The following is a 23387-nucleotide window of genomic DNA, read 5'->3' as shown; positions in this document are numbered from 1 at the left end:
GGTTCTCTTTGGGTCAAGGGTCTCATCAAGGGGCTAAATGCTGGATATCAAAGATGCGCAAAGGTCTGCAGGTGCACGGCCAGGTCCGCGTCCTGCTGGTCGGTGGCCTGGTCCTCATTGGCAGACCGGGGGCTCAGGTGCTCGACCAGCAGGCGGGCGGTGACCGGCAGCGCCTCAAAATCACGCGCCATCAGCCGCAGCTCGCGCTGCGCCCAGGCGTCGGCCAAGCGGATGCCGCGCAGGTTGCCCACGCCATGCATCAGCGCAAAGGCGCGGTCGGGCAGCAGGCCGATGCCCAGGCCGTTGTCGATCATGCGGCACATGGCGTCCAGGCTCGTGACCTGGATGCGCTGGCGCAGCGGCCGGCGCAGCTGGGCCGATGCGGTGCGCATGGCCTGGCTGATGCTGCTGCCCGATTGCAGGCCGACAATGTCCCATTCCAGCGCTTCTTCAAAACTGATGCTGTTGCGCTGGGCCAGTGCATGGTCCAGCGGCACCACCAGCATCAGGTGGTCGCTGCGGTAGGGGCGCGACTGCAGATCGAGCTCGGCGGTGTTGGCGACGGCATCGGGGTTGCAGATGCCCAAATCAGCTGTGCCTTCATGCACGGCCTGGATCACCTGCGCACTGAGGTGCTCCTGCAGGTCGATCTTGATCTGGCTGTGCGCGCGGGCAAAGCTGCCCAGGTCCTCGGGCAGAAACTGCACGATCGCCGAAATATTGGCATGGATGCGCACATGGCCGCGCACGCCATCGGCGTATTCGCTCAATTCGCCCTGCATGCGCTCCAGCCCGAACAGCACATTGCGGGCATGGTGCAGCAGGCTCTCTCCCGCTGGCGTTAACGTCACACCCCGGCTGTGGCGGTACAGCAGCTGGGTGTCGACGGCCGTTTCCAGGTCGGACAGGCGCTTGCTGACGGCCGAGGCCGCGATGAACTCCCGCTCTGCCGCCCGGCCAATGCTGCCCAGCTCGCACACCGCCACAAACAGCTGGAGCGAGGTCAGGTCAATGCGGCGCGCAAAACTGCGCTCTGAGCTTTTCATGGCGGGGGAGGTATCGTGTTTTTAGAAATCAGCAGCCATTTTATCGCCAAATATCGCGTTTGGTATCGTGGATGGCGATGGCTGATGTGTCATTTGCATGAAAACGTAGCAGCTTGCGCCAACTACGGCCTTCACCAATCTGCGCTGAATGTGTTCGTTTTTGTAAAGGCATCACCCCATGGGGCAGTCTCACCGCGATTGAGCAGACATCGCAAGCAGCGATGCTCTAGAAACGGAATCACCCATGTTTTCTCGCTCCCCTTCTGTTGGCTTGTTCAATGCGCGTCCTGGTGGCCTGGCGGCCATTGCCATCGCGGTGGCGGCCCTGCTGGCCGGCTTCTCGCCAGATGCCGGGCAGAGCGCATCGACGGCCGAGGCCCACATGGCCATCCCGGCTGCGCCCGCGCCGGTAGCGCCTATGGCCGCCCGCTCCATGGCCAAGATGGCGACGATGGAGGCAGCGCCCGCTGCCGATATGGCCATGGGCCAGGGCGGGGCGGCCGCGCCCAGCGAGCGCTTCTTGGCGATCAGCCACCGCATCCAGGTGGAGACGCCGGCGGCCGATCTGGCCGCGCTGTGGGAGGAGGTCAAGGCGCGTTGCGAGCGGCTGGACTGCTATGTCGAGGGCTCGCAGCTGCGCCGCGAAACCCCGCAGTCGGCGGCCGAGGCTATGCTGGCGATGCGGGTCAGCCCTCAGGACTTTGCTGCGCTGACCGCGTCGCTGGGCGCTGGGGCCCGCGTGCTCAACCACCAGACCACGACCGAGGACAAGACCTATGAGGTGGTCGATGTGGAGGCACAAATCAAGAACCGCACGGAATACCGCGACAGCCTGCGCGCGCTGATGCTGGAGAAGAATGTCAAACGCAGCCTGCAGGACCTGATGGCCATCCGCGACACGCTCTCCCAAGTGCAGGCCGAGATCGATGCGTCCAACACGCACCGCGCGCTGTTGCAGCGCGATACCGCCAAGCAGTTCGTGCAGATGCGCTTCCAGCCCACGCGCGCCATCGTCAGCGGCACCTACAGCCCCTGGCAGCAAACCTGGCAGCGCAGCTGGGATGGCCTGACCCGCAGCGTGCAGTCGCTGATTCTGACTGCGGCGCAGTCGCTGCCCTGGCTGCTGGCGCTCGCGCTGGTGGTGCTGCTGCCGCTGCGCTTCGCCATCCGGCGCTGGATGCGCCGCAGCGCCGCGCGGGCGCAGCGTGCAAACCAGGCAGAAAAGCAAGACTGACAAGCGCAGCGGCCATGAAAAAAGCACCAGCGAGGCTGGTGCTTGGCTAGGCTTGGCGAAGGAAGGAGGCGCCGCATCGGATGGATGCGGCGTTTCTTTCTATCAGGTGAACAGGTTCTTCAGACGGTCGGCCCAGGACTGGTTGTTGGGTGTGTGCTTGGCGCCGCCCTTTTTCAGCGAGTCATCGAGTTCCTTGAGCAGCTTGCGCTGGTGCTCGGTGAGCTTGACGGGGGTCTCGACGACGATGTGCACATACAAGTCACCAGGGTAGCTGGCGCGCACGCCCTTGATGCCCTTGCCGCGCAGGCGGAACTGCTTGCCGGTCTGGGTGCCTTCGGGGATGTCAATCGCAGCCTTGCCACTGAGCGTAGGCACTTCGATCTCGCCGCCCAAGGCAGCGGTGACCATGCTGACCGGCACTTCGCAGTGCAGGTCATCGCCATCGCGCTCGAACACCTCATGCTTGCGCACGCGGATCTCGATATACAGATCGCCGGGCGGGCCGCCATTTTGGCCAGGCTCGCCGTCACCGGTGGAGCGGATGCGCATGCCGTCGTCGATGCCGGCAGGGATGCTCACTTCCAAGGTCTTTTGCGACTTGGTGCGGCCCTGGCCGTGGCAGCTGGTGCAGGGCTCGGGGATGATCTTGCCGGTGCCCCGGCAGTGCGGGCAGGTCTGCTGCACTGCGAAAAAGCCCTGGCGCATCTGCACCTGGCCGCTGCCGTGGCAGGTGCTGCAGGTCTTGACCTGGGTGCCGGGCTTGGCGCCGCTGCCATGGCAGGTATCGCACTCGTCCCAGGACGGAATCTTGATCTGCGCGTTCTTGCCTGCGGCTGCCTCTTCAAGGCTGATGTCCATCGCGTAGGACAGGTCGTTGCCCCGGTAGACCTGGGGGCCACCGCCGCCACGGCGCCCACCGCCAAACATCTCGCCAAAGATGTCGCCAAACGATTCGGCAAAACCACCAAAGCCCTCGCCGCCCATGCCCGAGCGCATATTGGGATCGACCCCGGCGTGGCCGTACTGGTCGTAGGCGCCACGCTTTTGGCTGTCGGAGAGCATTTCGTAGGCTTCTTTGCACTCCTTGAACTTCTCTTCCGCTTCCTTGGCCTTGTCGCCCTGGTTGCGGTCGGGGTGGTACTTCATGGCCATCTTGCGGTAGGCCGTCTTGATTTCGACTTCCGTGGCGGATTTGCTCAGGCCAAGGACTTCGTAGTAATCGCGTTTGGACATGGTGTTCTTGAATTCTGTGGGGTTTAACCAGCGGCGTTCAGGTACGCCCGGGCATGGGTGCCCACAAAGCTGCGGCCGGGATTGTCGCCGTCAATCCATTGCTGCGGTGGAAATAGCTCAAACAAGCCCACCTTGAACAAGGTGGGGATTGCCATCTTCAGCTCTTGTTCAACAGCGCCGCGCTCGCCGGCATTGTAGAGCGCGATGTTGTAGAGCATGGTGGCCACGGTGCCGGTCTGCACCCGGCTGCCGTCCTTGAGCGTGACGGCGGGCAGGTCTGCTGCGCCATCGGTGATCTTCTGGTTGACACGGCTGAGCTCTGCAACATGCAGTGCGTCGCTCGCAGGTGCTGTAGTAGATGTCATCGTGTGCCTTTGGATGCTTGCGTGAAAGGGAGACAGGGCCTGCAGCCCTCTGACCGGAGCTACGTGCTACAGAAGAAAGAGCGATTCTGTAGAAAAGCCATGCCGGAGTGCGGCAATGCGAACTCCGGCATGGGTGCTGGGTAGCGTCGGCTCCAAGCCTGTCAGAAGGCGATTAGTCCTTCTTGACTTCCTTGACTTCGGCGTCGACGACATTGTCATCGGCTGCCGCAGCGCCGGCCGCGCCAGCTGCTGCACCGGCGGCTCCGGCCTGTGCAGCCTGGGCGTCGGCATACACCTTCTCGCCCAGCTTCTGGCTGGCGGTCATCAAGGCCGTAGTCTTGGCTTCGATCGCGTCCTTGTCCTCGGTCTTCAGTGCTTCTTCCAGCGCTTGGACCGCGCTGTCGATGGCCGACTTCTCAGCGGCATCGAGCTTGTCGCCATGCTCGCCCAGGCTCTTCTTGACGCTGTGGACAGCGGCTTCGCCTTGGTTGCGGGCCTGCACCAGCTCGAGCTTCTTCTTGTCGTCGGCAGCGTTCAGCTCGGCGTCCTTGACCATCTTCTGGATCTCGTCCTCGGACAGACCGGAGCTGGCCTTGATGGTGATCTTGTTTTCCTTGCCGGTGCCCTTGTCCTTGGCAGAGACGTTCAAGATACCGTTGGCATCGATGTCGAAGGTCACCTCGATCTGTGGCGTGCCACGGGGTGCGGCTGGAATGCCTTCGAGGTTGAACTCGCCCAGCAGCTTGTTGGCGCTGGCGATTTCACGCTCACCCTGGAACACCTTGATGGTCACGGCAGGCTGGTTGTCCTCGGCGGTCGAGTAGGTCTGCGCGAACTTGGTCGGGATCGTGGTGTTCTTCGTGATCATCTTGGTCATCACGCCGCCCAGGGTTTCGATACCCAGGGACAGAGGCGTCACATCCAGCAGCAGCACGTCGGAGCGATCACCGCCCAGCACCTGGCCTTGCACGGCAGCGCCCACGGCCACGGCTTCGTCAGGGTTCACGTCCTTGCGTGGGTCCTTGCCGAAGAATTCCTTGACCTTCTCTTGCACCTTGGGCATACGGCTCATGCCGCCCACCAGAATCACGTCGTCGATGTCGGACACAGCGATGCCTGCGTCCTTGATCGCGGTGCGGCAAGGGGCGATGGTGCGCTCGATCAGCTCGTCGACCAGGCTCTCGAGCTTGGCGCGGGTGAGCTTGATGTTCAGGTGTTTGGGGCCCGAAGCGTCAGCGGTGATGTAAGGCAGGTTGATGTCGGTCGCTGCCGAGCTCGACAGCTCGATCTTGGCCTTTTCAGCCGCTTCCTTGAGGCGTTGCAGCGCCAGCACATCCTTGGACAGGTCCACGCCTTGCTCTTTCTTGAACTCGGCAATGATGTATTCGATCACGCGTTGGTCGAAGTCTTCGCCGCCCAGGAAGGTGTCGCCATTGGTCGACAGCACTTCGAACTGCTTTTCGCCGTCCACATCGGCAATTTCGATGATGGACACGTCAAAGGTGCCGCCGCCCAGGTCATACACGGCGATCTTGCGGTCACCCTTGCCGCCCTTGTCCAGGCCGAAGGCCAGGGCTGCAGCGGTCGGTTCGTTGATGATGCGCTTGACTTCCAGACCGGCGATACGGCCAGCGTCCTTGGTGGCCTGGCGCTGTGCGTCGTTGAAGTACGCAGGCACGGTGATCACCGCTTCGGTCACGGGCTCGCCCAGGAAGTCCTCGGCGGTCTTCTTCATCTTGCGCAGCACTTCTGCGGAGATCTGTGGCGGGGCCAGCTTCTGGTCACGCACTTGCACCCAGGCGTCGCCGTTGTCAGCCTTGACGATCTGGAAAGGCATCAGGTCGATGTCCTTTTGCACTTCCTTCTCGTCAAACTTGCGGCCGATCAGGCGCTTGGCAGCGTAGATCGTGTTCTTGGGATTGGTGACGGCCTGGCGCTTGGCAGAAGCGCCCACCAGGATTTCGCCGTCTTCCTGGTATGCAACGATCGAAGGCGTGGTGCGTGCACCTTCGCTGTTTTCGATCACGCGGGTGGTGTTGCCTTCCATCACGGCCACGCAGCTGTTGGTCGTGCCCAAATCAATACCGATAATCTTTCCCATTTCTCTACTCCTGTATTTGTTGGGGCGGCTCAGCCGCCCTGATTGACTGTTATCTGTGGCTTTTTGGCCGTTGTTCAAGTGCGCAGCGCAAAAAAGCCGGGAGCTGCGTTTTATTGTGGTGCCGCAACGGTCACCAGCGCCGGGCGCAGCACGCGCTCGGCAATGGCATAGCCCTTTTGCAGCACGGCGACCACGGTATTGGGGTCCTGCGCCGCAGGCACGGCCGAGATCGCCTGGTGGTGGTGGGGGTCGAACTTGTCGCCGGCAGCCGGGTTGATCGCGACCACCTTGTTGCGCTCCAGTGCGGAGACGAGCTGGCGCAAGGTGGCGTCCGAGCCTTCGCGCAGTTGCTCGGGGCTGGCGTTCTGGATCGCCAGCGCGGCATCGAGGCTGTCGATCACCGGCAGCAGGCTCTCGGCAAAGCTCTCGACGCCGAACTTGCGGGCCTTGGCCACTTCGTCATCGGCGCGGCGGCGCGCGTTTTCAACTTCTGCCTTGGCGCGCAGGTACTGGTCGGCGAGCTCGGCATTCTTGGCCTTCAACTCCGCCAGCTCTGCTTCCAGTTGCGACTGGTTGGCAGCGGCAGCGGCTTCCAGCTCTTCGGCGGACATGGGGTTTTGGCCTTCGGGGTGGAGGTTGTCTGACATGGTGCTGTTCGTATTTCGTTAACAAAAAGGACTCTTGTCGCCGCACCTGGGGGCATTTCCTTGCTTTTCAAGGGGCTTATTTGGCATTTCCGCTTGGGAAGATGCACGCCGAGGCGTCTGCAGCGGCCCGTGTTTATAAACCATGTTTGACGGTTTTTGAATTGGTTTGTATAATCGTTGGTTTCCCTTGCCACACCGCGCTGTATTTGCAATCAAGTGCACTAGCGGGTGGCGCAATCCACAAGGAGTTTGCATGCGTCACTATGAGATCGTGCTGCTGATCCACCCCGATCAGAGCGAACAAGTTCCAGCTATGCTGGAGCGTTACAAAGGCATGATTACCGCCGGCGGCGGTAAGATCCACCGCGTTGAAGACTGGGGCCGCCGTCAACTGGCCTACATGATCAACAAGCTGGCCAAGGCCCACTATCTGTGCCTGAATATCGAAGCCGACCAGGCTGTGATGGCTGAACTGGAACACGCGTTCAAGTTCAACGACGCTGTGCTGCGCCAACTGACTGTGCAGAAGAAGAAGGCTGACACCGCTCCTTCGGCCATGATGAAGACCGTGGAACGCGAAGAAGCGCGCAAGGCCAACCAGGCTGAGCACGCCGCTGCAGAGCGTTAATCACACAGGAGGTGGAGAACCGCGTACTTGTCACCGCCGTCATCGCTGAAATCAAGATTTTGCGATACACGCCGGCTGGGCTACCTGCTGTAGATGTTGTGCTGGAGCACCGCTCCACCCAGACCGAAGCAGACCAACCCCGACAAGTCAATGCCGTGCTCAAGGCGATTGCCTTTGGTGCACTGGCAGAGCGAATCGCTCGGCAGGCTGTAGGGAGCACCTGGACATTCCAGGGCTTTTTGGCCACACCGCGCAACAGCAAATCGCTGGTTCTGCACATCCAGGATATTCAACAAGATACTTATTGAGAGGTCCGAAAATGGCCACGTTCAAGAAATTCAACAAAGACAAGCGCCCAAAGCGCAACACCCAGTCGCTGCTGTTCAAGCGCAAGCGTTTCTGCCGCTTCACCGTGGCTGGCGTCGAAGAAATCGACTACAAGGATGTCGACACCCTGCGTGACTTCGTTGCTGAAAACGGCAAGATCATTCCCGCACGTCTGACCGGCACCCGCGCCATCTACCAACGTCAGCTGAACACTGCCATCAAGCGCGCTCGCTTCCTGGCCATGGTTCCTTACTCTGACCAACACAAGATCTAAGGAGCACGAACATGCAAATCATTCTGCTCGACAAGGTCGTGAACCTGGGCAACCTGGGTGAAATCGTGAAGGTCAAGGACGGCTACGCACGTAACTTCCTGATCCCTTCGGGCCGCGCACGCCGCGCTACCGAAGCTGCCAAGGCTGAATTCGAAGCCAAGCGCGCTGAGCTGGAAAAGGCTGCTGCTGAAAAGCTGGCTGCTGCCCAAGCACAAGGCGAGAAGCTGTCCGGCCAGACCGTGAAGCTGACCCAAAAGGCAGGTGTGGATGGCCGTCTGTTCGGCTCCGTCACCAACCACGACATCGCTGATGAACTGGGCAAGATGGGCTTCCAAGTGGTCAAGTCGCAAGTACGTCTGCCCAACGGTCCTATCAAGACCGTGAGCGAGACCGCTGTGGAAGTGGCTCTGCACACCGACGTGGTGGTGGAAGTGAATGTGTCCGTCTACGGCGAACACGTTTAATTCCTACGCTCTGCGTTGACAAGCCGCCCTCGGGCGGCTTTTTCGTTCCCGGCCGCAGCGTTTCCGGGATGCGGGTTTTGTTTGTCGCTGCCAGCCTTGCGCGGCATCTGCGCTATTCTTGCGGATTGCTGGCTGCCGGGCCAGCGTTTGCTCATTTGGATTTCCCATGTCAGAGACCTTTCCCCCCCTGGATGACACTGCCTTCATCACCCCCGACAAGCAGGTGGCGCAGCTGCGCATTCCGCCGCATTCGATCGAGTCGGAGTCCAGCGTGCTGGGGGGGCTGCTGCTGGACAACAACGCCTGGGACCGGGTGGGCGATGTGCTGGCCGAAGACAACTTCTACCGCCATGAGCACAAGCTGATCTTCGCGGCCATGGCCAGCATGATCAATGCCGGCAAGCCCGCCGATGTGATCACGGTCTATGAGCACCTGCAAAGCATCGGCAAGGCCGAAGAGGTGGGCGGACTGGCCTACCTGAACCAGCTGGCCCAGTATGTGCCCAGCGCCACCAATATCCGCCGCTATGGCGAAATCGTGCGCGAGCGCTCGATCCTGCGCAAGCTGGTCACCGCCAGCGACGAGATCGCTACCAATGCCTTCAACCAGCAGGGCAAGACGGTGGACCGCATTCTGGACGAAGCCGAGCAGAAGATCTTTGCCATTGGCGAAGAGGGCTCGCGCATGAAGCAGGGCTTCCAGTCGCTGGACAACCTGGTCGTGGATCTGCTCGACCGGGTGCAGGAGATGGCGGACAACCCGGTCGATGTGACCGGTGTGCCCACCGGCTTTGCCGACCTGGACCGCATGACCAGCGGCCTGCAGGCCGGTGACCTGGTGGTGCTGGCCGCGCGCCCCTCGATGGGCAAGACCTCGTTCGCGGTGAACATTGCCGAGCATGTGGCGCTCAATGAAGGCCTGCCGGTAGCCATCTTCTCAATGGAAATGGGTGCCGCCCAATTGGCGGTGCGTATCGTCGGCTCGATCGGCCGGGTCAACCAGGGCAATCTGCGTACCGGCAAGCTGACCGATGAGGAGTGGCCGCGCCTGTCCGAGGCGATCGAGCGGCTGCGCACGGTCTCGCTGCACATCGATGAGACCCCGGGCCTGACGCCGTCGGAGCTGCGCGCCAACTCGCGCCGCCTGGCCCGCCAGTGCGGCAAGCTTGGCCTGATCGTGGTCGACTACCTGCAGCTGATGAGCGGCTCGGGCTCGGCCGCCAGCTCGGACAACCGGGCGACGGAGCTCGGTGAAATCTCGCGCGGATTGAAGATGCTGGCCAAGGAGCTGCAATGCCCGGTGATTGCGCTGTCGCAGCTCAACCGCTCGGTCGAGCAGCGCACCGACAAGCGCCCGATGATGTCCGACCTGCGCGAATCGGGCGCCATCGAGCAGGATGCGGACATCATCATGTTCATCTACCGCGATGACTACTACAACAAGGAGAGCAATGAGCCCAATGTGGCCGAGGTCATCATCGGCAAGCAGCGTAACGGCCCGACCGGCACGGTCAAGCTGTTCTTCCAGAAGAACCAGACCCGCTTTGAAAATCTGGCGGTGGGCGGCGACGACTATTGATGCACGCCAGCGCCGGGCAGGCTGGGGTGGGGCTCAGTCCTGCTGCCCCTGGCTTTGCTGGAGCACCCATTGCTCAAAAGCCTGCAGTGCGGCCGACGGTTCGCGGTAGGTGGGGTAGCTGAACCAGTAGCTCTGCGTGCCCGGCAAGGTCTGGGTATGGGCGGGGATCAGCTGGCCCGCATCAAGCGCCGGTTGCACCAGCACCTCGGGCACCAGGCCCACGCCCAGGCCGGCGGCGGCGGCCATGATGACCATCGAGAACAGCTCATAGCGCGGCCCGCGCGAGGCCTGCACCGAGTAGTCCCAGCCCAGGCCGTTGTACCAGTCGCGCCAGGCAGCGGGCCGGCTCTCCAGCCCGATGTGCACCAGCGGCTGCCAGTCCTCCTGCGTGGCCAGCGCATGCTGCGCTGCAAAGGCCGGGCTGCAGACGGGGATGCAGGCGCCATCGCGGGCAATGCGCTGCCCCTGGGTCTTGGACCAGAGGCCGTCGCCCGAATAGATGGCACCGTCAAAACCGCTTTCCTCGAACGCAAAAGGCTCGGAGCGCACCGACAGGTGCACATGGATGTCCGGGTGCAGCTGCGCAAAGGCCGGCAGCCGAGGCACCAGCCACTGCGTGGCAAAGCTGGAGACGACGGCCAGGTGGATGGCATAGCCCTGGGCGCGGCTGTTGGCGATCTCTTGCGTATCGCGCTCCAGGCCGTTGAGGTGCACACGCACACGCTGCGCATATCGTTTACCCGCATCGGTCAGCATGACGCGGCGTTTGTGGCGTACAAAAAGCGGCACCCCCAGCCGGTCCTCCAGCGCCGCGACATGGCGGCTGACGGCACTGGCGGTCAACGCTAACTCATTGGCAGCGCGGGAGAAATTGCCGTGCCGGGCCGAGGCTTCAAAAGCCATCAACAGGCCGATATTGGGAATCGCGTTGCGCATGGGTGGGGACTTTGTTCAAAAAACGCACTATGTCTCACCATTTTCTCATTTTGTTGTTCCTGATAGTTCACATAGTATTTTTAAGTTGGTGCTTCTGCCCCCGCCGCGCACTGCCGCAGGCGGGCCCTGTGCAGCCCTGTCACGGACAGGGTATACAAAGTGCTGTGCCCGTGTCCGGGCGCGCAGCGCTTTAAGCTGCGATGGCAGCACCCCCCATCATGGTCCGGGCCCGCACAGAGGGCCGGACAGTTTCTGTTGTGATAGTGAATAGGAAAGACGAGCGATGACGCAATCCACCCAACGTTTGAACGAAATTCTCAAGGCGCTTGCGCTCGACCTCCAGCCCCTGGCAGGCCAGGACATCACCAGCCGCTCGCCCGCCGACGGCGCCACCCTGGCCGTGTTGAAGGCCCACAGCGCGCAACAGGCGCAGGACGCCATTGCCGCTGCCCACCAGGCCTACCTGCAGTGGCGCACCGTGCCCGCCCCCGTGCGTGGCGAGTTGGTGCGCCGCTTTGGCCAGACCCTGCGCCAGCACAAGGCAGCACTCGGCGCCCTGGTGTCGATTGAAGCGGGCAAGATCACCTCCGAAGGCCTGGGCGAAGTCCAGGAAATGATCGATATCTGCGACTTTGCCGTTGGCCTGTCGCGCCAGCTCCATGGCCTGACGATTGCCAGCGAGCGCCCCGGCCACCGCATGATGGAAACCTGGCACCCGATGGGCGTCGTGGGCATCATCTCGGCCTTCAACTTCCCCGTGGCCGTCTGGTGCTGGAACAGCGCTTTGGCGCTGGTCTGCGGCGACGCGGTGGTGTGGAAGCCTTCCGAGAAGACCCCGCTGACGGCCGTGGCCTGCCAGCACCTGCTGGAGCAGACGATGGCTGCCTTCAACCAGGAGCAACCCGGCGCCGTGCCAGCGGGCCTGGCCCAGCTGCTGATTGGCGCCCGTGAAGTGGGCGAAGTGCTGGTGGACAGCCCGCTGGTGCCCGTGGTCAGCGCCACCGGTTCGACCCGCATGGGCCGCCAGGTCGGCGTCAAGGTGGCCGAGCGCTTTGGCCGCTCCATCCTGGAGCTGGGTGGCAACAACGCGATGATCGTCACGCCGTCGGCCGACCTGGAGCTGGCCGCCCGCGCCATCACCTTTGCAGCCGTCGGTACTGCCGGCCAGCGTTGCACCACCTTGCGCCGCCTGATCGTGCACAAGTCGGTGGCCGACCAGCTGGTGGCACGCCTGGAAAAGATCTACGGCAGCGTCACCGTGGGTGACCCGCTGACCGACGGCACTTTGGTGGGTCCGCTGATCGACAAGGCCTCGTTCGACGGCATGCAGGCCGCACTGGCCCAGGCCAAGGAAGAGGGCGGCACCGTCATCGGCGGCCAGCGCGAGCGCGAAGACCTGGGCCAGGACGCCTACTATGTGCGCCCGGCTCTGGTGAAGATGCCTGCGCAGACCAAGGTGATGGAGCACGAAACCTTTGCGCCCATCCTCTACATCGTCACCTACGAAGGCAGCGCCGACGACGCGATCGCGGTGCAGAATGCGGTGCCCCAGGGCCTGTCGTCCGCCATCTTCACCAGTGACCTGCGCGATGCAGAGCGCTTCATGTCGCCCGCCGGCAGCGACTGCGGTATTGCCAACGTCAATATCGGCACCTCGGGCGCGGAAATCGGTGGCGCCTTTGGTGGCGAGAAGGAAACGGGCGGCGGCCGTGAATCGGGCTCGGACGCCTGGAAAGGCTATATGCGCCGCGCCACCAACACCATCAACTACAGTGGCGCGCTGCCACTGGCGCAAGGCGTGCGCTTTGACGTTTGATGAGTGGGCAGCCGCAGGCTGGCGCCGTGGGCATGCTGCCCGCTGCCCGGGCCTGCAGGTTTCCCCACCGGGGCGGCCACTGCGCCGCCCGGTGTGTGCTGCCAGCGCAGGCCACTGATATGCGGGTGCCCTGTGCGGCCTCCCACCCAGACAGGGGCTTGGCGCTCCTGTCTCCAACTACTCCAGCATCTGCCAAGGGCTGGCCTGCCACCGTTGCAGGCCAGCCCTTGTTGCATCCGATGCTGCCGTTATTTGTGGCGCTGCGCAGCCATTTGCTGCGCTGGCGCAATGTGTAGCCAGGCCAGATCGGGTCCAATGCCCCGCTTCTGGCGCATCGATGACAAGACCAAGGAGACAAGACATGGCAGACAAGCAACAAGCACGCACCGGTGGCCAGCTGGTGGTGGACCAGCTGCTGGTGCACGGCGTGCAGCAGATTTTCACGGTGCCGGGCGAGAGCTTTCTGGCGGTGCTCGATGCGCTCTATGACGCGCCCATCGAGACGACGATCTGCCGCCAGGAGGGCGGCGCCGCGATGATGGCCGAAGCCCAGGGCAAGCTCACGGGCCAGCCGGGGATCTGCATGGTCACGCGCGGGCCAGGTGCTACCAATGCCTCGGCCGGCTTGCACATTGCGATGCAGGACTCCACGCCGATGATCCTCTTCGTCGGCCAGATCGAGCGCTCGGCGCGCGGCCGCGAGGCCTTCCAGGAGCTGGACTACCGCGCGGTGTTTGGCAGCATGGTCAAGTGGGCCACCGAGATCGATGATGCGGCGCGCATCCCCGAGACCATTGCCCGTGCCTTTGCCGTGGCCACCAGCGGCCGCCCCGGCCCGGTGGTGATTGCGCTGCCCGAAGACATGCTGCGCGACACCGTCAGCGTGCCCGATGCGCGCCGCTACCAGCCCGCGCCCGCCAACGCCGCCGATGCCGATGTGGCCGCCGTCGTCGCCCAGCTGGCCGCCGCGCAGAACCCCATCATCATTGCCGGTGGCTCGCGCTGGACTGCGCAGGCCCATGCGGATATCGCCGCCTTTGCCGCCGCCCATGCGGTGCCGGTGGCCTGCTCCTTCCGCCGCCAGATGGTGTTCCCCGCCCACCACGGCAACTATGCTGGCGATGTAGGCCTGGGCGTCAACCCCAAGCTGATTGCCCGCATCAAGCAGGCCGATCTGGTCGTGCTGCTGGGCGGTCGCATGTCCGAGGTGCCCTCGCAGGGCTACAGCCTCTTGGGCATTCCGGCCAGCAGCGGCCAGCGGCTCATCCATGTGCATCCGGATCCCGATGAACTGGGCCGGGTCTACCAGGCTGACCAGGCGGTGGTGGCGGCGCCCGACTCCTTTTGCGCAGCCCTGGCACGCCAGCCTGCCGCTGCGCCGCGCGCCGAGCGCCAGGCGCTGGTGCAGCAGGCCCATGCCGACTACCTGGCATGGAGCAATCCTGCGCCCATCCAGGTGCCTGGCGCGCTGCAAATGGGCCAGCTGATGGCGCATCTGCGCGAGGTGCTGCCGGCCGACACGGTCTGGTGCAATGGCGCTGGCAACTTTGCCACCTGGGTGCACCGCTTCTGGCCGTTTACGCACTACGGCAGCCAGCTCGCTCCCACCAGCGGCAGCATGGGCTATGGGCTGCCTGCCGCCGTGGGCGCCAAGCGCCTGGACAAGCGGCGCAGCGTCGTCTGCATTGCCGGAGATGGCGACTTTCTGATGCATGGCCAGGAGTTTGCGACCGCCGTGCAGTACCAGCTGCCGGTCATCGTGCTGCTGATCGACAACGGCATGTACGGCACCATCCGCATGCACCAGGAGCGCGACTACCCCCATCGGGTCAGCGCCACCGAGCTGCGCAACCCCGACTTTGTCGCCTATGCCAAGGCCTTCGGCGGCAATGCCGCCCTGGTCGAGAAGACCGAAGACTTTGCGCCCGCGCTCGCTGCCATGCGCAGCTGGGCGGAACAGCACCAGCTGCCGGTGATCCTGCACTGCAAGCTCGATCCGCAGGCGATCACGCCGGCGCGCAGCCTGGACCAGATCCGCGGCACCGGCGTTTAAACGCAGGCTGAAGGCACGAAAAAAAGGCACCGAGTGGAGACTCGGTGCCTTTTGTGCTTAGGCGCGTTGGCAGCGGCTACAAAGCCCCCGCTGCAACCTAAAGTGGTTTACAGCACATCGCTGGCAAAGTCGGCCAGGCGCGAGCGCTCACCGCGTGCCAGCGTGATGTGGCCGCTGTGTGGCCAGCCCTTGAAGCGGTCCACCACATAGGTCAGGCCCGAAGAGCCTTCGGTCAGGTAGGGCGTGTCGATCTGGGCCAGGTTGCCCATGCAGATGATCTTGGTGCCGGGGCCGGCACGGGTGATCAGGGTCTTCATCTGCTTGGGCGTCAGGTTCTGCGCCTCATCGATGATCACGTACTTGTTCAGGAAGGTGCGGCCGCGCATGAAGTTCATGCTCTTGATCTTGATGCGGCTGCGGATCAGGTCATTGGTGGCAGAGCGCCCCCATTCACCGGGGTTGCCGCCGTCGCCCTTGGCTAGGAACTCGAGGTTGTCATCCAGCGCGCCCATCCAGGGGCCCATCTTCTCTTCTTCGGTGCCGGGCAGGAAACCGATGTCCTCGCCTACGCTCACCGTGGCGCGGGTCATGATGATCTCGGTGTAGCGGCGCTCGTCGAGCACCTGGTTCAGACCGGCGGCCAAGGCCATCAAGGTCTTGCCGGTGCCTGCCGTACCAGCCAGGGTGACAAAGTCCACATCCGGGTCCATCAGCAGGTTCATCGCGAAGTTCTGCTCACGGTTGCGCGTGGTCACGCCCCACACATTGTTCTTCTGGTGGCCGTAGTCCTTCAGCGTCTCGAGCACGGCGGTCTTGTCGCGGATCTCGATCACGCGGGCAAACAGGCTGTTCTCGCCCGGTGCCTCGTAGAAGACGAACTGGTTGATGTGCAGCTGCTGGGTGATGGCGCCGCTGATGCGGTAGCAGGTGGAGGCGCCCGACTGCCAGCTCTCGACCTTCTTGCCGACCTTGGCCCAGAAGTCCAGCGGCAGCTGCAGCATGCCGGTGTAGAGCAGGTCGCCGTCTTCCAGCGTCTTGTCGTTCTGGTAGTCCTCGGCCTCCAGGCCCAGTGCGCGCGCCTTGACGCGCATGTTGATGTCCTTGGACACCAGCACGACGGGCCGGTCAGGGTGGCGCTGGCGCAGGGCCTCGACCACGCCCAGGATCTGGTTGTCGGCCTTGCCCTGGGGCAGGCTCTGGGGCAGCTGGTAGTTCAGCGGCTCGGTCTGGAAGAACAGGCAGCCGCTGGCGCCCTTCTGGCCGGTGGCATCGAGGCGAATGCCCTGGGCCAGGTGTGCTTCCTGGCTGGCCACCAGCGCGTCGAGCGTGCGGCTGGCCTGCCGGCCGTTGCGGGCCACTTCGGTCATGCCCTTCTTGTGGCCGTCGAGCTCTTCGAGCACGATCATCGGCAGGTAGATGTCGTGCTCTTCAAAGCGGAACAGGCTGCTGGGGTCATGCAGCAGCACATTGGTGTCGAGCACAAAGAGCTTGGCCTTGTCGCTGCGCGGCTTGGTGGCCTTGGCAGGTTTGCTAGCCAGCACCGGGCTGGCTTCGGCCACGGCAGGGCTGCGGGCCGGTTGCGCAGGCTTGGCTGCTGCTGGCGCCTTGGCGCTTGCGGCCACGGGCGCTGGGGCTTGCACGGGAGCAGGGGCGGCCGCCGCTTTCTTGCTGCGGCTGCTGGTCCTGGGCGCGGCAGCGGCTTGCGTGCCACGGCGCGGCGCAGGGCTTGCGGCCACGGTGGCGGGCGCCGTGTCCAGGTCTAGAAGATCGTTGTCTTGTTCATCGCGCGCAGCGGCCGCGGATGCACGGGATGGGGTGTTGGTCTTGGCGGAAAAGTCACCAGCGGATAGCTGGCTGCCACGGCGGGTAGGTGCGGGAGGCAAGGGCATGGAGCTCGGGGCCTTTATCTAAACACTCGCCAAATGGGCGAACTCACTCCGAACGCCTGCCACCCCGGATGCAAAAAAGGCCATCTCGCAAGCAAGACAGCCTTTTTCATGGGGAATGACAGAACAATCCGGACTCACATACATATGGAGCCCATTATGCACATTCTGGGCGTCCCGAAACCAGCAATCGCAGTCATGGATCGCGGTGTCGGCCCAGAAAGACGGAAACAGCAACGGCGCGCATCCGCAGATCGCGCGCCGCCGCACGGTCGCCGCCTGGCGCAGCGGCTTAGGCAGCCTTCTTTTGCGCAGCCTTCATCGACTTGACGGCCTTGAGCACTTCTTCGACATGGCCTAGCACCTTCAGGCCGCGCCATTCTTGCACCAAGATGCCATCAGGGCCGACCAGGAAGGTCGAGCGCTCGATGCCCTTGACCTTCTTGCCGTACATGATCTTGTTCTTGACGACGCCGAACATGTGGCACAGCTTCTCTTCGGTATCAGCGATCAGCTCGAAGGGCAGTTCGAGCTTTTCCTTGAAGTCGTCGTGCGACTTCATGTTGTCGCGCGACACGCCGAAGACGGCTGCACCAGCCTTGACGAAATCCGCGTACTTGTCGCGGAACTGCATGGCTTCGGTGGTACAACCGGGGGTGTTATCCTTGGGGTAGAAGTACAGCACCAGAATTTGCCCCTGATGCGACGCATTGGAGACCTTCAGGCCTCCCGTCGCTTGTGCTTCAAATTCTGGCAAGGGTTTGTTGACAACAACAGCCATAGCTCTCTATTTTCTCCGGAGTAATCGCAAAAAGGCCGCAGGAATCAAAGTATTCATCTAGTTGTTATTCAGGCCCGCGGCCGCAAGCGAGTATTTTAACCCGAATCGAAATATTTATCGAGCCCCACTGATAAACACAGGCTATCGATTGTGGTTATAGCGCAGGAGCCTCCAGCAGCACAGCCAACAAGACCTTGCGTCTTTCACCAGCCAATACGTTGTAGGTCCGGCATGCAGCGGGCGTATCCATGGTCTCGAAGCCGATACGTTTTGCAATCAGCGGAGCGAGCCAGGCCGGTGAAGGAAAACGTAACCGATTGCCACTGCCGAAAATGACCGTTTCAACATCGGCCTCCGCCAGCTGGGCGAAATGGGCGGGGCCCAGGTCTTCGAAGCGCGCGCAATCCCAGCGCTGCAAGGTACCGTTGGAGCCGACCACCAGGCTGTATGCGTAGGACTGCTGGTCCACGGCCAGCCAGCCCGGGCCATAGCCTGTGATGGTCAAGGTGTCGGATTTATCGGGCTGGAACTTCATGGCGCGGGCTTTCGGCAAACGGGGCAAGGACAGGGCAGGGCCCGGTGCCGCAGGCACTGGGAGCCACTACAGGGCGATCAACGCAAGGATCTGTGGTCAAATTATAGTTTTCACCTAGTTGGGTTGTGGGTTCGAGGTATTGGCATGGTTGCCAGCCGGCTGCAATCCCGTGTTTTCAGAGGTAGTGGTTTCTGTCATGAAGACGATTCAAAAATCCGCCAAGCTGGCCAATGTGTGTTACGACATTCGAGGGCCGATCATGGACGCGGCGAAGCGGATGGAGGACGAAGGACAGAAGATCACCAAGCTCAACATCGGCAACCTGGCGGTGTTCGGCTTCGATGCCCCTGAAGAGGTGCAGCAGGACATGATCCGCAACCTGCCCAACTCGGCAGGCTACTCCGACAGCAAGGGCATTTTTGCCGCGCGCAAGGCGGTGATGCACGAAACCCAGCGCCTGGGCATCAAGGGCGTGGGTCTGGACGACATCTACCTGGGCAATGGCGCCTCCGAGCTGATCAGCCTGGCCACCAATGCGCTGCTCGATACCGGCGACGAAATGCTGCTGCCGGCCCCCGACTACCCGCTGTGGACGGCCGCCACCAGTCTGTCGGGCGGCACCCCGGTGCACTACCTATGCGACGAGGAAAACGGCTGGATGCCCAACCTGGCGGACATCCGCGCCAAGATCACGCCCCGCACCAAGGGCATCGTGGTCATCAACCCCAACAACCCCACCGGTGCGCTGTATTCCGACGCACTGCTGCGTGACATCGTGCAGATCGCGCGTGAGCATGGCTTGGTCATCTTTGCCGATGAGGTCTATGACAAGGTGCTGTATGACGACGCCAAGCACACGCCGATGGCTTCGCTGTCGCAGGATGTGCTGACCATCACCTTCAATTCGCTCTCCAAGGCCTACCGCAGCTGCGGCTACCGCGCAGGCTGGATGGTGATCTCTGGCGACAAGAGTGGCGCTGCCGACTATATCGAGGGCTTGAACATGCTCTCGAACATGCGCCTGTGCGCCAATGTGCCCGGCCAGTGGGCCGTGCAGACCGCGCTGGGCGGCCACCAGAGCATTGACGAGCTGGTGCAAGAGGGCGGGCGCCTGCGCAAACAGCGTGACCTGGCCTGGGAGCTGATCAATGCCATCCCCGGTGTCAGCTGCGTCAAGCCCCAGGGCGCGCTCTACATGTTCCCCAAGCTCGACCCTGCGGTCTACCCGATCGAGGACGACCAGGAATTCTTCCTGCAGGTGCTCAAGGAGACCCGCGTGATGCTGGTCCAGGGCACCGGCTTCAACTGGCCACGGCCTGACCATTTCCGCATTGTGTTCCTGCCCCATGAGGCGGACCTGCGCGAAGCGATCAACCGCCTGGCCGCCTTCCTGGCCAAGTACCGCCTTCGCCACGGAACCGAGCAGCTTGCGCAAGCCCATAAGGCCGATATCAAGCTGGTCAAGACCAAGGCAGAAAAATCCGCTGCCTGAGTCGCCGCTTTTCCTATCTGACAACAACAGGCGTCCGGCTGGGCGCCTGGTTGGTTATTCAACGTATCCAAGAGAATTTATGAAACCGATCCAAGTAGGCTTGTTGGGCATCGGCACCGTCGGTAGTGGTGTCTTCAACGTGTTGCAACGTAACCATGACGAGATTCGCCGCCGCGCTGGCCGTGATATTGCCGTGACCATGGTGGCCGATCTGGACGAAGCCCGTGCCCGTGCGGTGGTGGGTGACCAGGCCGTCGTTGTCAAGGACGCGCGCGAGGTGATCGCCAATCCCGACATCGATGTGGTCATCGAGTTGATCGGTGGTTACGGCATTGCCAAGGCCCTGGTGCTGGAGGCCATTGCCGCGGGCAAGCATGTGGTGACGGCCAACAAGGCCTTGCTGGCCGTGCATGGCTCGGAGATTTTCAAGGCAGCGGCCGACAAGGGCGTGATGGTGGCCTACGAAGCGGCCGTGGCCGGTGGCATCCCGATCATCAAGGCGCTGCGCGAAGGCCTGACCGCCAACCAGATCCAGTGGATTGCCGGCATCATCAACGGCACCACCAACTTCATCCTCTCCGAGATGCGCGACAAGGGCCTGGACTTTGACGTGGTGCTCAAAGAGGCGCAGCGCCTGGGCTACGCCGAAGCCGACCCGACCTTTGACATCGAAGGCGTGGACGCCGCCCACAAGGTCACCTTGATGAGCGCCATCGCCTTTGGCGTGCCGGTGCAGTTCGACAAGGCCTATGTCGAGGGCATCACCAAGCTGTCGTCGGTCGATATCCGCTATGCCGAGCAGCTGGGCTACCGCATCAAGCTCCTGGGCATCACCAAGCGCACCGACAAGGGCATCGAGCTGCGGGTGCACCCCTCGTTGGTGCCCACCAAGCGCCTGATCGCCAATGTGGAAGGCGCGATGAATGCCGTGGTGGTGCATGGCGATGCCGTGGGCACGACCCTGTACTACGGCAAGGGTGCAGGCTCCGAGCCCACCGCCTCGGCCGTGATCGCCGACCTGGTCGACATTGCCCGCCTCGAAGGCGCCGATGTGGCCCACCGCGTGCCGCCACTGGCCTTCCAGAGCAGCACCTTGCGCGAAGCGGGGCAGGAGCTGCCGGTGCTGCCGATGGCCGATATCACCACCAGCTACTACCTGCGCATGCGCGTGGCCGACGAGGCTGGCGTGCTGGCCAAGGTCACCGGTCTGCTGGCGGGCGCCGGCATCAGCATCGATGCGGTGCTGCAGCGCGAAGCCGACGAAGTCGGTGGCGAAGGCTCGACCCAGACCGACCTGATCATCCTCACGCACGACACGCGCGAAGGCGATATGGACAAGGCGCTCGCCGAAATCCAGGGCCTGCCCACCGTGCTGGCGCCGATCACCCGTATCCGCAAGGAAGAGCTGAACTAAGCCGAGCGCTAGAGCCGCTGCGGCCGCAGGTCGCACCGCCCGGCGCCTGCCGCCTACCCAACCGCCTGTGGCCGATTCGGCCCAGGCGGTTTTGCTTTTTTGGGCCCAACGGCTACGAAAACATCCGCATCATTCTGTTACTTGTGGGTATTTGTTCACGTCATTATTTTTCTAAATAATGGCCGCTCACAAATGCAGCGCCCCCGGGGGCTGCAGATCGATAACAAAGACGGGGAGTTGCACTATGTCGGACACCGACAAGAAATGGCTGGCGCTGGCCAAGCGCTGGGGGGTGTTGTTTGGGATTCCGCTGCTGATGCTGGCCATTGGCCTCTGGCAATGGTCGCGGGCAGATACGCCGGTCTCGGATGTGGGCGCGCAGATCGCCCAGTACCAGCAGGTGGTGCGCCAGCTCGAGGCGATCGAGGCCGAAAAGCCCGGCCGCCGTGCGACGGTGCGGGACAGCGAGGGCAAGGAATACCCGGTCTGGAAGGTCAAAAACGAGTACCTGATGGCCATCCAGGACCTGCAAAACCAGGGTCTGAATGTCACCACCCGTAACTTGCAGCCGGTGCTGGCGGGCGGCACCATCGCCTTCAGCGTGCTGGCGCTGCTGTGGTCGGCGCTGGGTGTGGTGTACCAGCGCGGCATGGGCACCAAGGCCCTGCAATCGCGCGAGCAGCTGCTCGCGACCTTCCAGAAGGGCCGCAAGCTCTTGCCGACCTATATGGTGGTCATGGTGCTGCTGCTGTTCGGTGCGGCCATCCCGCTGCTGGTCTACGAGATGATGCCCATCCTGCGCCACCGCAACTACAGCAAGGGCGACATGAAGCTGATGTTCATCCTCGGCGGCCTGGCGCTGTTCCTGCTCTACTCGGGCTGCAAGGTGCTGATCGATGTCTGGAAGGCATCGCGCAAGCCGCTGGAGAACGCGCCCATTGAGGTGATGGGGCAGACCGTCAGCCGCCCGCAGGCGCCCGAACTCTGGGCCTTTGTGGACCGCGTGGCCGCCAAGACGGGCGCCGGTATGCCCGATGCGCTGGTCGTGGGCCTGGACGAAGGCTTTTTTGTGACCGAGCACCCGGTGCAGCTGGCCAGTGGCGCCTTGCTGCCCCAGGGGCGGGTGCTGTACCTGCCCTTGCCCTATATGGCCTTTCTCAATGCAGGCGAGGTCGCTGCGGTGATCGGCCACGAGTTGGGTCACTTCATCGGCGAGGACACGCTCTACAGCCAGCGCTTCTCACCGATCTACAGCGCCACCCTCCACCACCTGGTGGCCATCAGCGGCGGTGAGCGCCATGAGGGCTCCTGGATGGACATCCTGCGCCGGCCAGCCACCTTGTTTGGCGAGATGTTCTTGGACAGCTTCCACGAAGCGGTGCGCTACTGGAGCCGCAAGCGCGAGCTGGCCGCCGATGCGGTGGGCGCGCAGGTCGTGAGCCCACAGGCCGTTGCGTCGTCCTTGCTGCGCATCAGCGCGCTGGCCCCGCTGGTGGATGAGGCGCTGCAGGCCAACTGGGACCGGGGCGAGACGGTCGCAGGCGGCGTGCTGGGCCATGTGCGCCAGCTGGTCGCTGCCAAGGGCATGGCCGACCCGAGCGAGCACCTGGACCAGCGCCAGGCCCACCCGACCGACACCCACCCCGAGCTGGCCGAGCGCCTCGCTGCGCTGGGTGTACCCGTCAGCCCCGAGCTGCTGGCCCGGGCGATGGATGCCCAGGGCAGCCAGCTGCTGCAGGAGTTTGGCCTGGAGCAGGGCGCGCCCGCTGCCGGCAGCCGCACCCTGGCCGGGGCGGTCGCACCGGCCCCGGTCGCCGATCTGAATGCCGCCTTGCAAAACGAGCTCAGCAGCGCAGCCGCGGCCAACCGCAGTGCCAAGCTGGCCGAGCTGCGCGAGATCGCGGCGCTGGCTGCGCCCGAGACGGTGATCCATGAGCGCTCGGCCTTCATGGTGGGCTTGTTCGGCTTTCTGGCCCTGGCCTGCTTTGGCGGCGCGGTGGCCTTGTTCATGGCGGGTCTGCACATGGCGGTCGGTGCAGGTGTGCTGGCCGGTGGTCTTGTCTGCGTATGGGTGGCGTGGCTGTTCTGGCGCGACAGCCAAAGCCCGGCGATGGTGCTGCAGCCCGCGGGCCTGCGCCTCTTCAATGCGCAGGAGCTGCTGCCCTGGTCGGCGATCGATGATTTCGAGTTCAACCAGGCCAACCACATGCTCACCGTCATCATGGCCCTGGAGCCCGGTGTGCAGCCGCCCGCAATGGGCGTGGGCAAGCGCCGCGCCCAGTTCCAGAAGAAAAAGCAGCGTGTGGTCGTGATGCTCAAGGGTGTCAAGAAGATGAAGAACCAGGCCTTTGCCGAGCTGGTGCTGAACCAGTGGCGCGCCTACTACGCCCGCCAGGAACTGGCGCGCATGGGAGAGCAGGTCTAACGGCTGCTCCACAACCCAGCCAGGCCTCGGACCCAGTCCGGGGCTTTTTTATGCCAGCGGCTGCCATCGGTGTCGCAGCCTGGCCGCTGCTGCTGGCTGCTGCGCCCCACATTCCTGCGCAAGCTGTGCCAGTACTGGCGACTGCAGGATA

General features: G+C 63.4%; 20 protein-coding genes. 11 read left to right on the top strand and 9 right to left on the bottom strand.

Going from position 1 to position 23387, the window contains the following annotated elements:
• Positions 1-47 precede the first annotated feature (47 nt).
• Positions 48-1046 carry a LysR family transcriptional regulator gene (locus ACPEE1_RS18070; RefSeq protein ID WP_116924771.1) on the bottom strand — a complete coding sequence of 333 codons (999 nt, stop codon included), beginning with the start codon at positions 1044-1046 and terminating at the stop codon, positions 48-50.
• Positions 1047-1290: 244 nt separating this feature from the next.
• Between ACPEE1_RS18070 and ACPEE1_RS18065 the strand changes: the two genes are divergently transcribed.
• Positions 1291-2280, top strand: a complete 990-nt coding sequence (locus ACPEE1_RS18065; RefSeq protein ID WP_423934253.1) for a DUF4349 domain-containing protein — start codon at positions 1291-1293, stop codon at positions 2278-2280.
• Between the two features lie 102 nt (positions 2281-2382).
• Here the strand turns inward: ACPEE1_RS18065 and dnaJ are convergent, their stop codons facing one another.
• The 4 genes from dnaJ to grpE all read right to left on the bottom strand — a co-directional run bounded on the left by dnaJ (position 2383) and on the right by grpE (position 6626).
• Entirely contained in the window at positions 2383-3513 is a 1131-nt protein-coding gene (gene dnaJ, locus ACPEE1_RS18060) for a molecular chaperone DnaJ (protein ID WP_423934251.1), read from the bottom strand.
• A 23-nt stretch (positions 3514-3536) separates the two neighbouring features.
• The gene (locus ACPEE1_RS18055) at positions 3537-3878 is read right to left on the bottom strand and encodes a DUF7709 family protein (RefSeq protein ID WP_116924773.1); all 342 of its coding nucleotides are present in this window, start codon (positions 3876-3878) and stop codon (positions 3537-3539) included.
• Positions 3879-4050: 172 nt separating this feature from the next.
• A complete protein-coding gene (gene dnaK / locus ACPEE1_RS18050) occupies positions 4051-5979 on the bottom strand; it encodes a molecular chaperone DnaK (RefSeq protein ID WP_182345136.1) in 1929 nt (642 codons plus the stop codon).
• A 110-nt stretch (positions 5980-6089) separates the two neighbouring features.
• On the bottom strand, positions 6090-6626 hold the full coding sequence (gene grpE / locus ACPEE1_RS18045) for a nucleotide exchange factor GrpE (RefSeq protein ID WP_116924775.1): 537 nt from the start codon (positions 6624-6626) through the stop codon (positions 6090-6092).
• 253 nt (positions 6627-6879) lie between these two features.
• Here grpE and rpsF point away from each other — a divergent pair, with 253 nt between their 5' ends.
• The 5 genes from rpsF to dnaB all read left to right on the top strand — a co-directional run bounded on the left by rpsF (position 6880) and on the right by dnaB (position 9898).
• A complete protein-coding gene (gene rpsF / locus ACPEE1_RS18040) occupies positions 6880-7254 on the top strand; it encodes a 30S ribosomal protein S6 (RefSeq protein WP_021028344.1) in 375 nt (124 codons plus the stop codon).
• Between the two features lie 11 nt (positions 7255-7265).
• The gene (priB, locus tag ACPEE1_RS18035; protein ID WP_116924776.1) at positions 7266-7562 is read left to right on the top strand and encodes a primosomal replication protein N; all 297 of its coding nucleotides are present in this window, start codon (positions 7266-7268) and stop codon (positions 7560-7562) included.
• 11 nt (positions 7563-7573) lie between these two features.
• Positions 7574-7855: a 30S ribosomal protein S18 gene (gene rpsR / locus ACPEE1_RS18030; RefSeq protein WP_021028346.1), complete on the top strand. Its 282-nt coding sequence runs from the start codon at positions 7574-7576 to the stop codon at positions 7853-7855.
• Between the two features lie 11 nt (positions 7856-7866).
• Positions 7867-8319: a 50S ribosomal protein L9 gene (rplI, locus tag ACPEE1_RS18025; protein ID WP_116924777.1), complete on the top strand. Its 453-nt coding sequence runs from the start codon at positions 7867-7869 to the stop codon at positions 8317-8319.
• Between the two features lie 166 nt (positions 8320-8485).
• Positions 8486-9898 carry a replicative DNA helicase gene (gene dnaB, locus ACPEE1_RS18020; protein ID WP_021028348.1) on the top strand — a complete coding sequence of 471 codons (1413 nt, stop codon included), beginning with the start codon at positions 8486-8488 and terminating at the stop codon, positions 9896-9898.
• Positions 9899-9931: 33 nt separating this feature from the next.
• Here the strand turns inward: dnaB and ACPEE1_RS18015 are convergent, their stop codons facing one another.
• Complete coding sequence (locus ACPEE1_RS18015; protein WP_021028349.1) at positions 9932-10834, bottom strand: LysR substrate-binding domain-containing protein; 903 nt, start codon at positions 10832-10834, stop codon at positions 9932-9934.
• A gap of 283 nt (positions 10835-11117) precedes the next feature.
• Here ACPEE1_RS18015 and ACPEE1_RS18010 point away from each other — a divergent pair, with 283 nt between their 5' ends.
• Together ACPEE1_RS18010 and ACPEE1_RS18005 are read left to right on the top strand one after the other, a co-directional pair.
• Positions 11118-12650 (top strand): aldehyde dehydrogenase family protein, encoded by a 1533-nt coding sequence (locus tag ACPEE1_RS18010; RefSeq protein ID WP_423934243.1) that lies wholly within the window; start codon positions 11118-11120, stop codon positions 12648-12650.
• A gap of 361 nt (positions 12651-13011) precedes the next feature.
• Positions 13012-14703 carry a thiamine pyrophosphate-binding protein gene (locus ACPEE1_RS18005; RefSeq protein WP_423934240.1) on the top strand — a complete coding sequence of 564 codons (1692 nt, stop codon included), beginning with the start codon at positions 13012-13014 and terminating at the stop codon, positions 14701-14703.
• A gap of 107 nt (positions 14704-14810) precedes the next feature.
• On the opposite strand, the gene ACPEE1_RS18000 is transcribed toward ACPEE1_RS18005, so the two are convergent.
• The 3 genes from ACPEE1_RS18000 to ACPEE1_RS17990 form a co-directional block, all read right to left on the bottom strand.
• Entirely contained in the window at positions 14811-16592 is a 1782-nt protein-coding gene (locus tag ACPEE1_RS18000; protein ID WP_182345139.1) for a PhoH family protein, read from the bottom strand.
• Positions 16593-16881: 289 nt separating this feature from the next.
• Positions 16882-17370, bottom strand: coding sequence for a peroxiredoxin (locus tag ACPEE1_RS17995; RefSeq protein ID WP_021025569.1), 489 nt, complete (start codon positions 17368-17370; stop codon positions 16882-16884).
• Positions 17371-17524: 154 nt separating this feature from the next.
• Entirely contained in the window at positions 17525-17905 is a 381-nt protein-coding gene (locus ACPEE1_RS17990; protein ID WP_423934236.1) for an Mth938-like domain-containing protein, read from the bottom strand.
• Between the two features lie 196 nt (positions 17906-18101).
• Here ACPEE1_RS17990 and ACPEE1_RS17985 point away from each other — a divergent pair, with 196 nt between their 5' ends.
• From ACPEE1_RS17985 to ACPEE1_RS17975, 3 genes are all read left to right on the top strand, one after another.
• The gene (locus tag ACPEE1_RS17985; RefSeq protein ID WP_116924782.1) at positions 18102-19397 is read left to right on the top strand and encodes a pyridoxal phosphate-dependent aminotransferase; all 1296 of its coding nucleotides are present in this window, start codon (positions 18102-18104) and stop codon (positions 19395-19397) included.
• A gap of 79 nt (positions 19398-19476) precedes the next feature.
• Complete coding sequence (locus ACPEE1_RS17980; protein ID WP_116924783.1) at positions 19477-20811, top strand: homoserine dehydrogenase; 1335 nt, start codon at positions 19477-19479, stop codon at positions 20809-20811.
• A 244-nt stretch (positions 20812-21055) separates the two neighbouring features.
• Positions 21056-23236 carry a M48 family metalloprotease gene (locus tag ACPEE1_RS17975; RefSeq protein WP_423934233.1) on the top strand — a complete coding sequence of 727 codons (2181 nt, stop codon included), beginning with the start codon at positions 21056-21058 and terminating at the stop codon, positions 23234-23236.
• Positions 23237-23387 lie beyond the last annotated feature (151 nt).

The organism is Comamonas sp. 23, from assembly GCF_049601575.1.
Classification (GTDB): domain Bacteria; phylum Pseudomonadota; class Gammaproteobacteria; order Burkholderiales; family Burkholderiaceae_C; genus Comamonas; species Comamonas squillarum.
Note: the sequence above shows the minus strand (reverse complement) of the source record. Positions and strands in the feature narration are given on the sequence as shown.

Bases quoted from the DNA above. Each gene is read 5' to 3' on its own strand.
- ACPEE1_RS18070 (WP_116924771.1), bottom strand. From the start codon at position 1,046: ATGAAAAGCTCAGAGCGCAGTTTTGCGCGCCGCATTGACCTGACCTCG.
- ACPEE1_RS18065 (WP_423934253.1), top strand. From the start codon at position 1,291: ATGTTTTCTCGCTCCCCTTCTGTTGGCTTGTTCAATGCGCGTCCTGGT.
- dnaJ (WP_423934251.1), bottom strand. From the start codon at position 3,513: ATGTCCAAACGCGATTACTACGAAGTCCTTGGCCTGAGCAAATCCGCC.
- ACPEE1_RS18055 (WP_116924773.1), bottom strand. From the start codon at position 3,878: ATGACATCTACTACAGCACCTGCGAGCGACGCACTGCATGTTGCAGAG.
- dnaK (WP_182345136.1), bottom strand. From the start codon at position 5,979: ATGGGAAAGATTATCGGTATTGATTTGGGCACGACCAACAGCTGCGTG.
- grpE (WP_116924775.1), bottom strand. From the start codon at position 6,626: ATGTCAGACAACCTCCACCCCGAAGGCCAAAACCCCATGTCCGCCGAA.
- rpsF (WP_021028344.1), top strand. From the start codon at position 6,880: ATGCGTCACTATGAGATCGTGCTGCTGATCCACCCCGATCAGAGCGAA.
- rpsR (WP_021028346.1), top strand. From the start codon at position 7,574: ATGGCCACGTTCAAGAAATTCAACAAAGACAAGCGCCCAAAGCGCAAC.
- rplI (WP_116924777.1), top strand. From the start codon at position 7,867: ATGCAAATCATTCTGCTCGACAAGGTCGTGAACCTGGGCAACCTGGGT.
- dnaB (WP_021028348.1), top strand. From the start codon at position 8,486: ATGTCAGAGACCTTTCCCCCCCTGGATGACACTGCCTTCATCACCCCC.
- ACPEE1_RS18015 (WP_021028349.1), bottom strand. From the start codon at position 10,834: ATGCGCAACGCGATTCCCAATATCGGCCTGTTGATGGCTTTTGAAGCC.
- ACPEE1_RS18010 (WP_423934243.1), top strand. From the start codon at position 11,118: ATGACGCAATCCACCCAACGTTTGAACGAAATTCTCAAGGCGCTTGCG.
- ACPEE1_RS18005 (WP_423934240.1), top strand. From the start codon at position 13,012: ATGGCAGACAAGCAACAAGCACGCACCGGTGGCCAGCTGGTGGTGGAC.
- ACPEE1_RS18000 (WP_182345139.1), bottom strand. From the start codon at position 16,592: ATGCCCTTGCCTCCCGCACCTACCCGCCGTGGCAGCCAGCTATCCGCT.
- ACPEE1_RS17995 (WP_021025569.1), bottom strand. From the start codon at position 17,370: ATGGCTGTTGTTGTCAACAAACCCTTGCCAGAATTTGAAGCACAAGCG.
- ACPEE1_RS17990 (WP_423934236.1), bottom strand. From the start codon at position 17,905: ATGAAGTTCCAGCCCGATAAATCCGACACCTTGACCATCACAGGCTAT.
- ACPEE1_RS17985 (WP_116924782.1), top strand. From the start codon at position 18,102: ATGAAGACGATTCAAAAATCCGCCAAGCTGGCCAATGTGTGTTACGAC.
- ACPEE1_RS17980 (WP_116924783.1), top strand. From the start codon at position 19,477: ATGAAACCGATCCAAGTAGGCTTGTTGGGCATCGGCACCGTCGGTAGT.
- ACPEE1_RS17975 (WP_423934233.1), top strand. From the start codon at position 21,056: ATGTCGGACACCGACAAGAAATGGCTGGCGCTGGCCAAGCGCTGGGGG.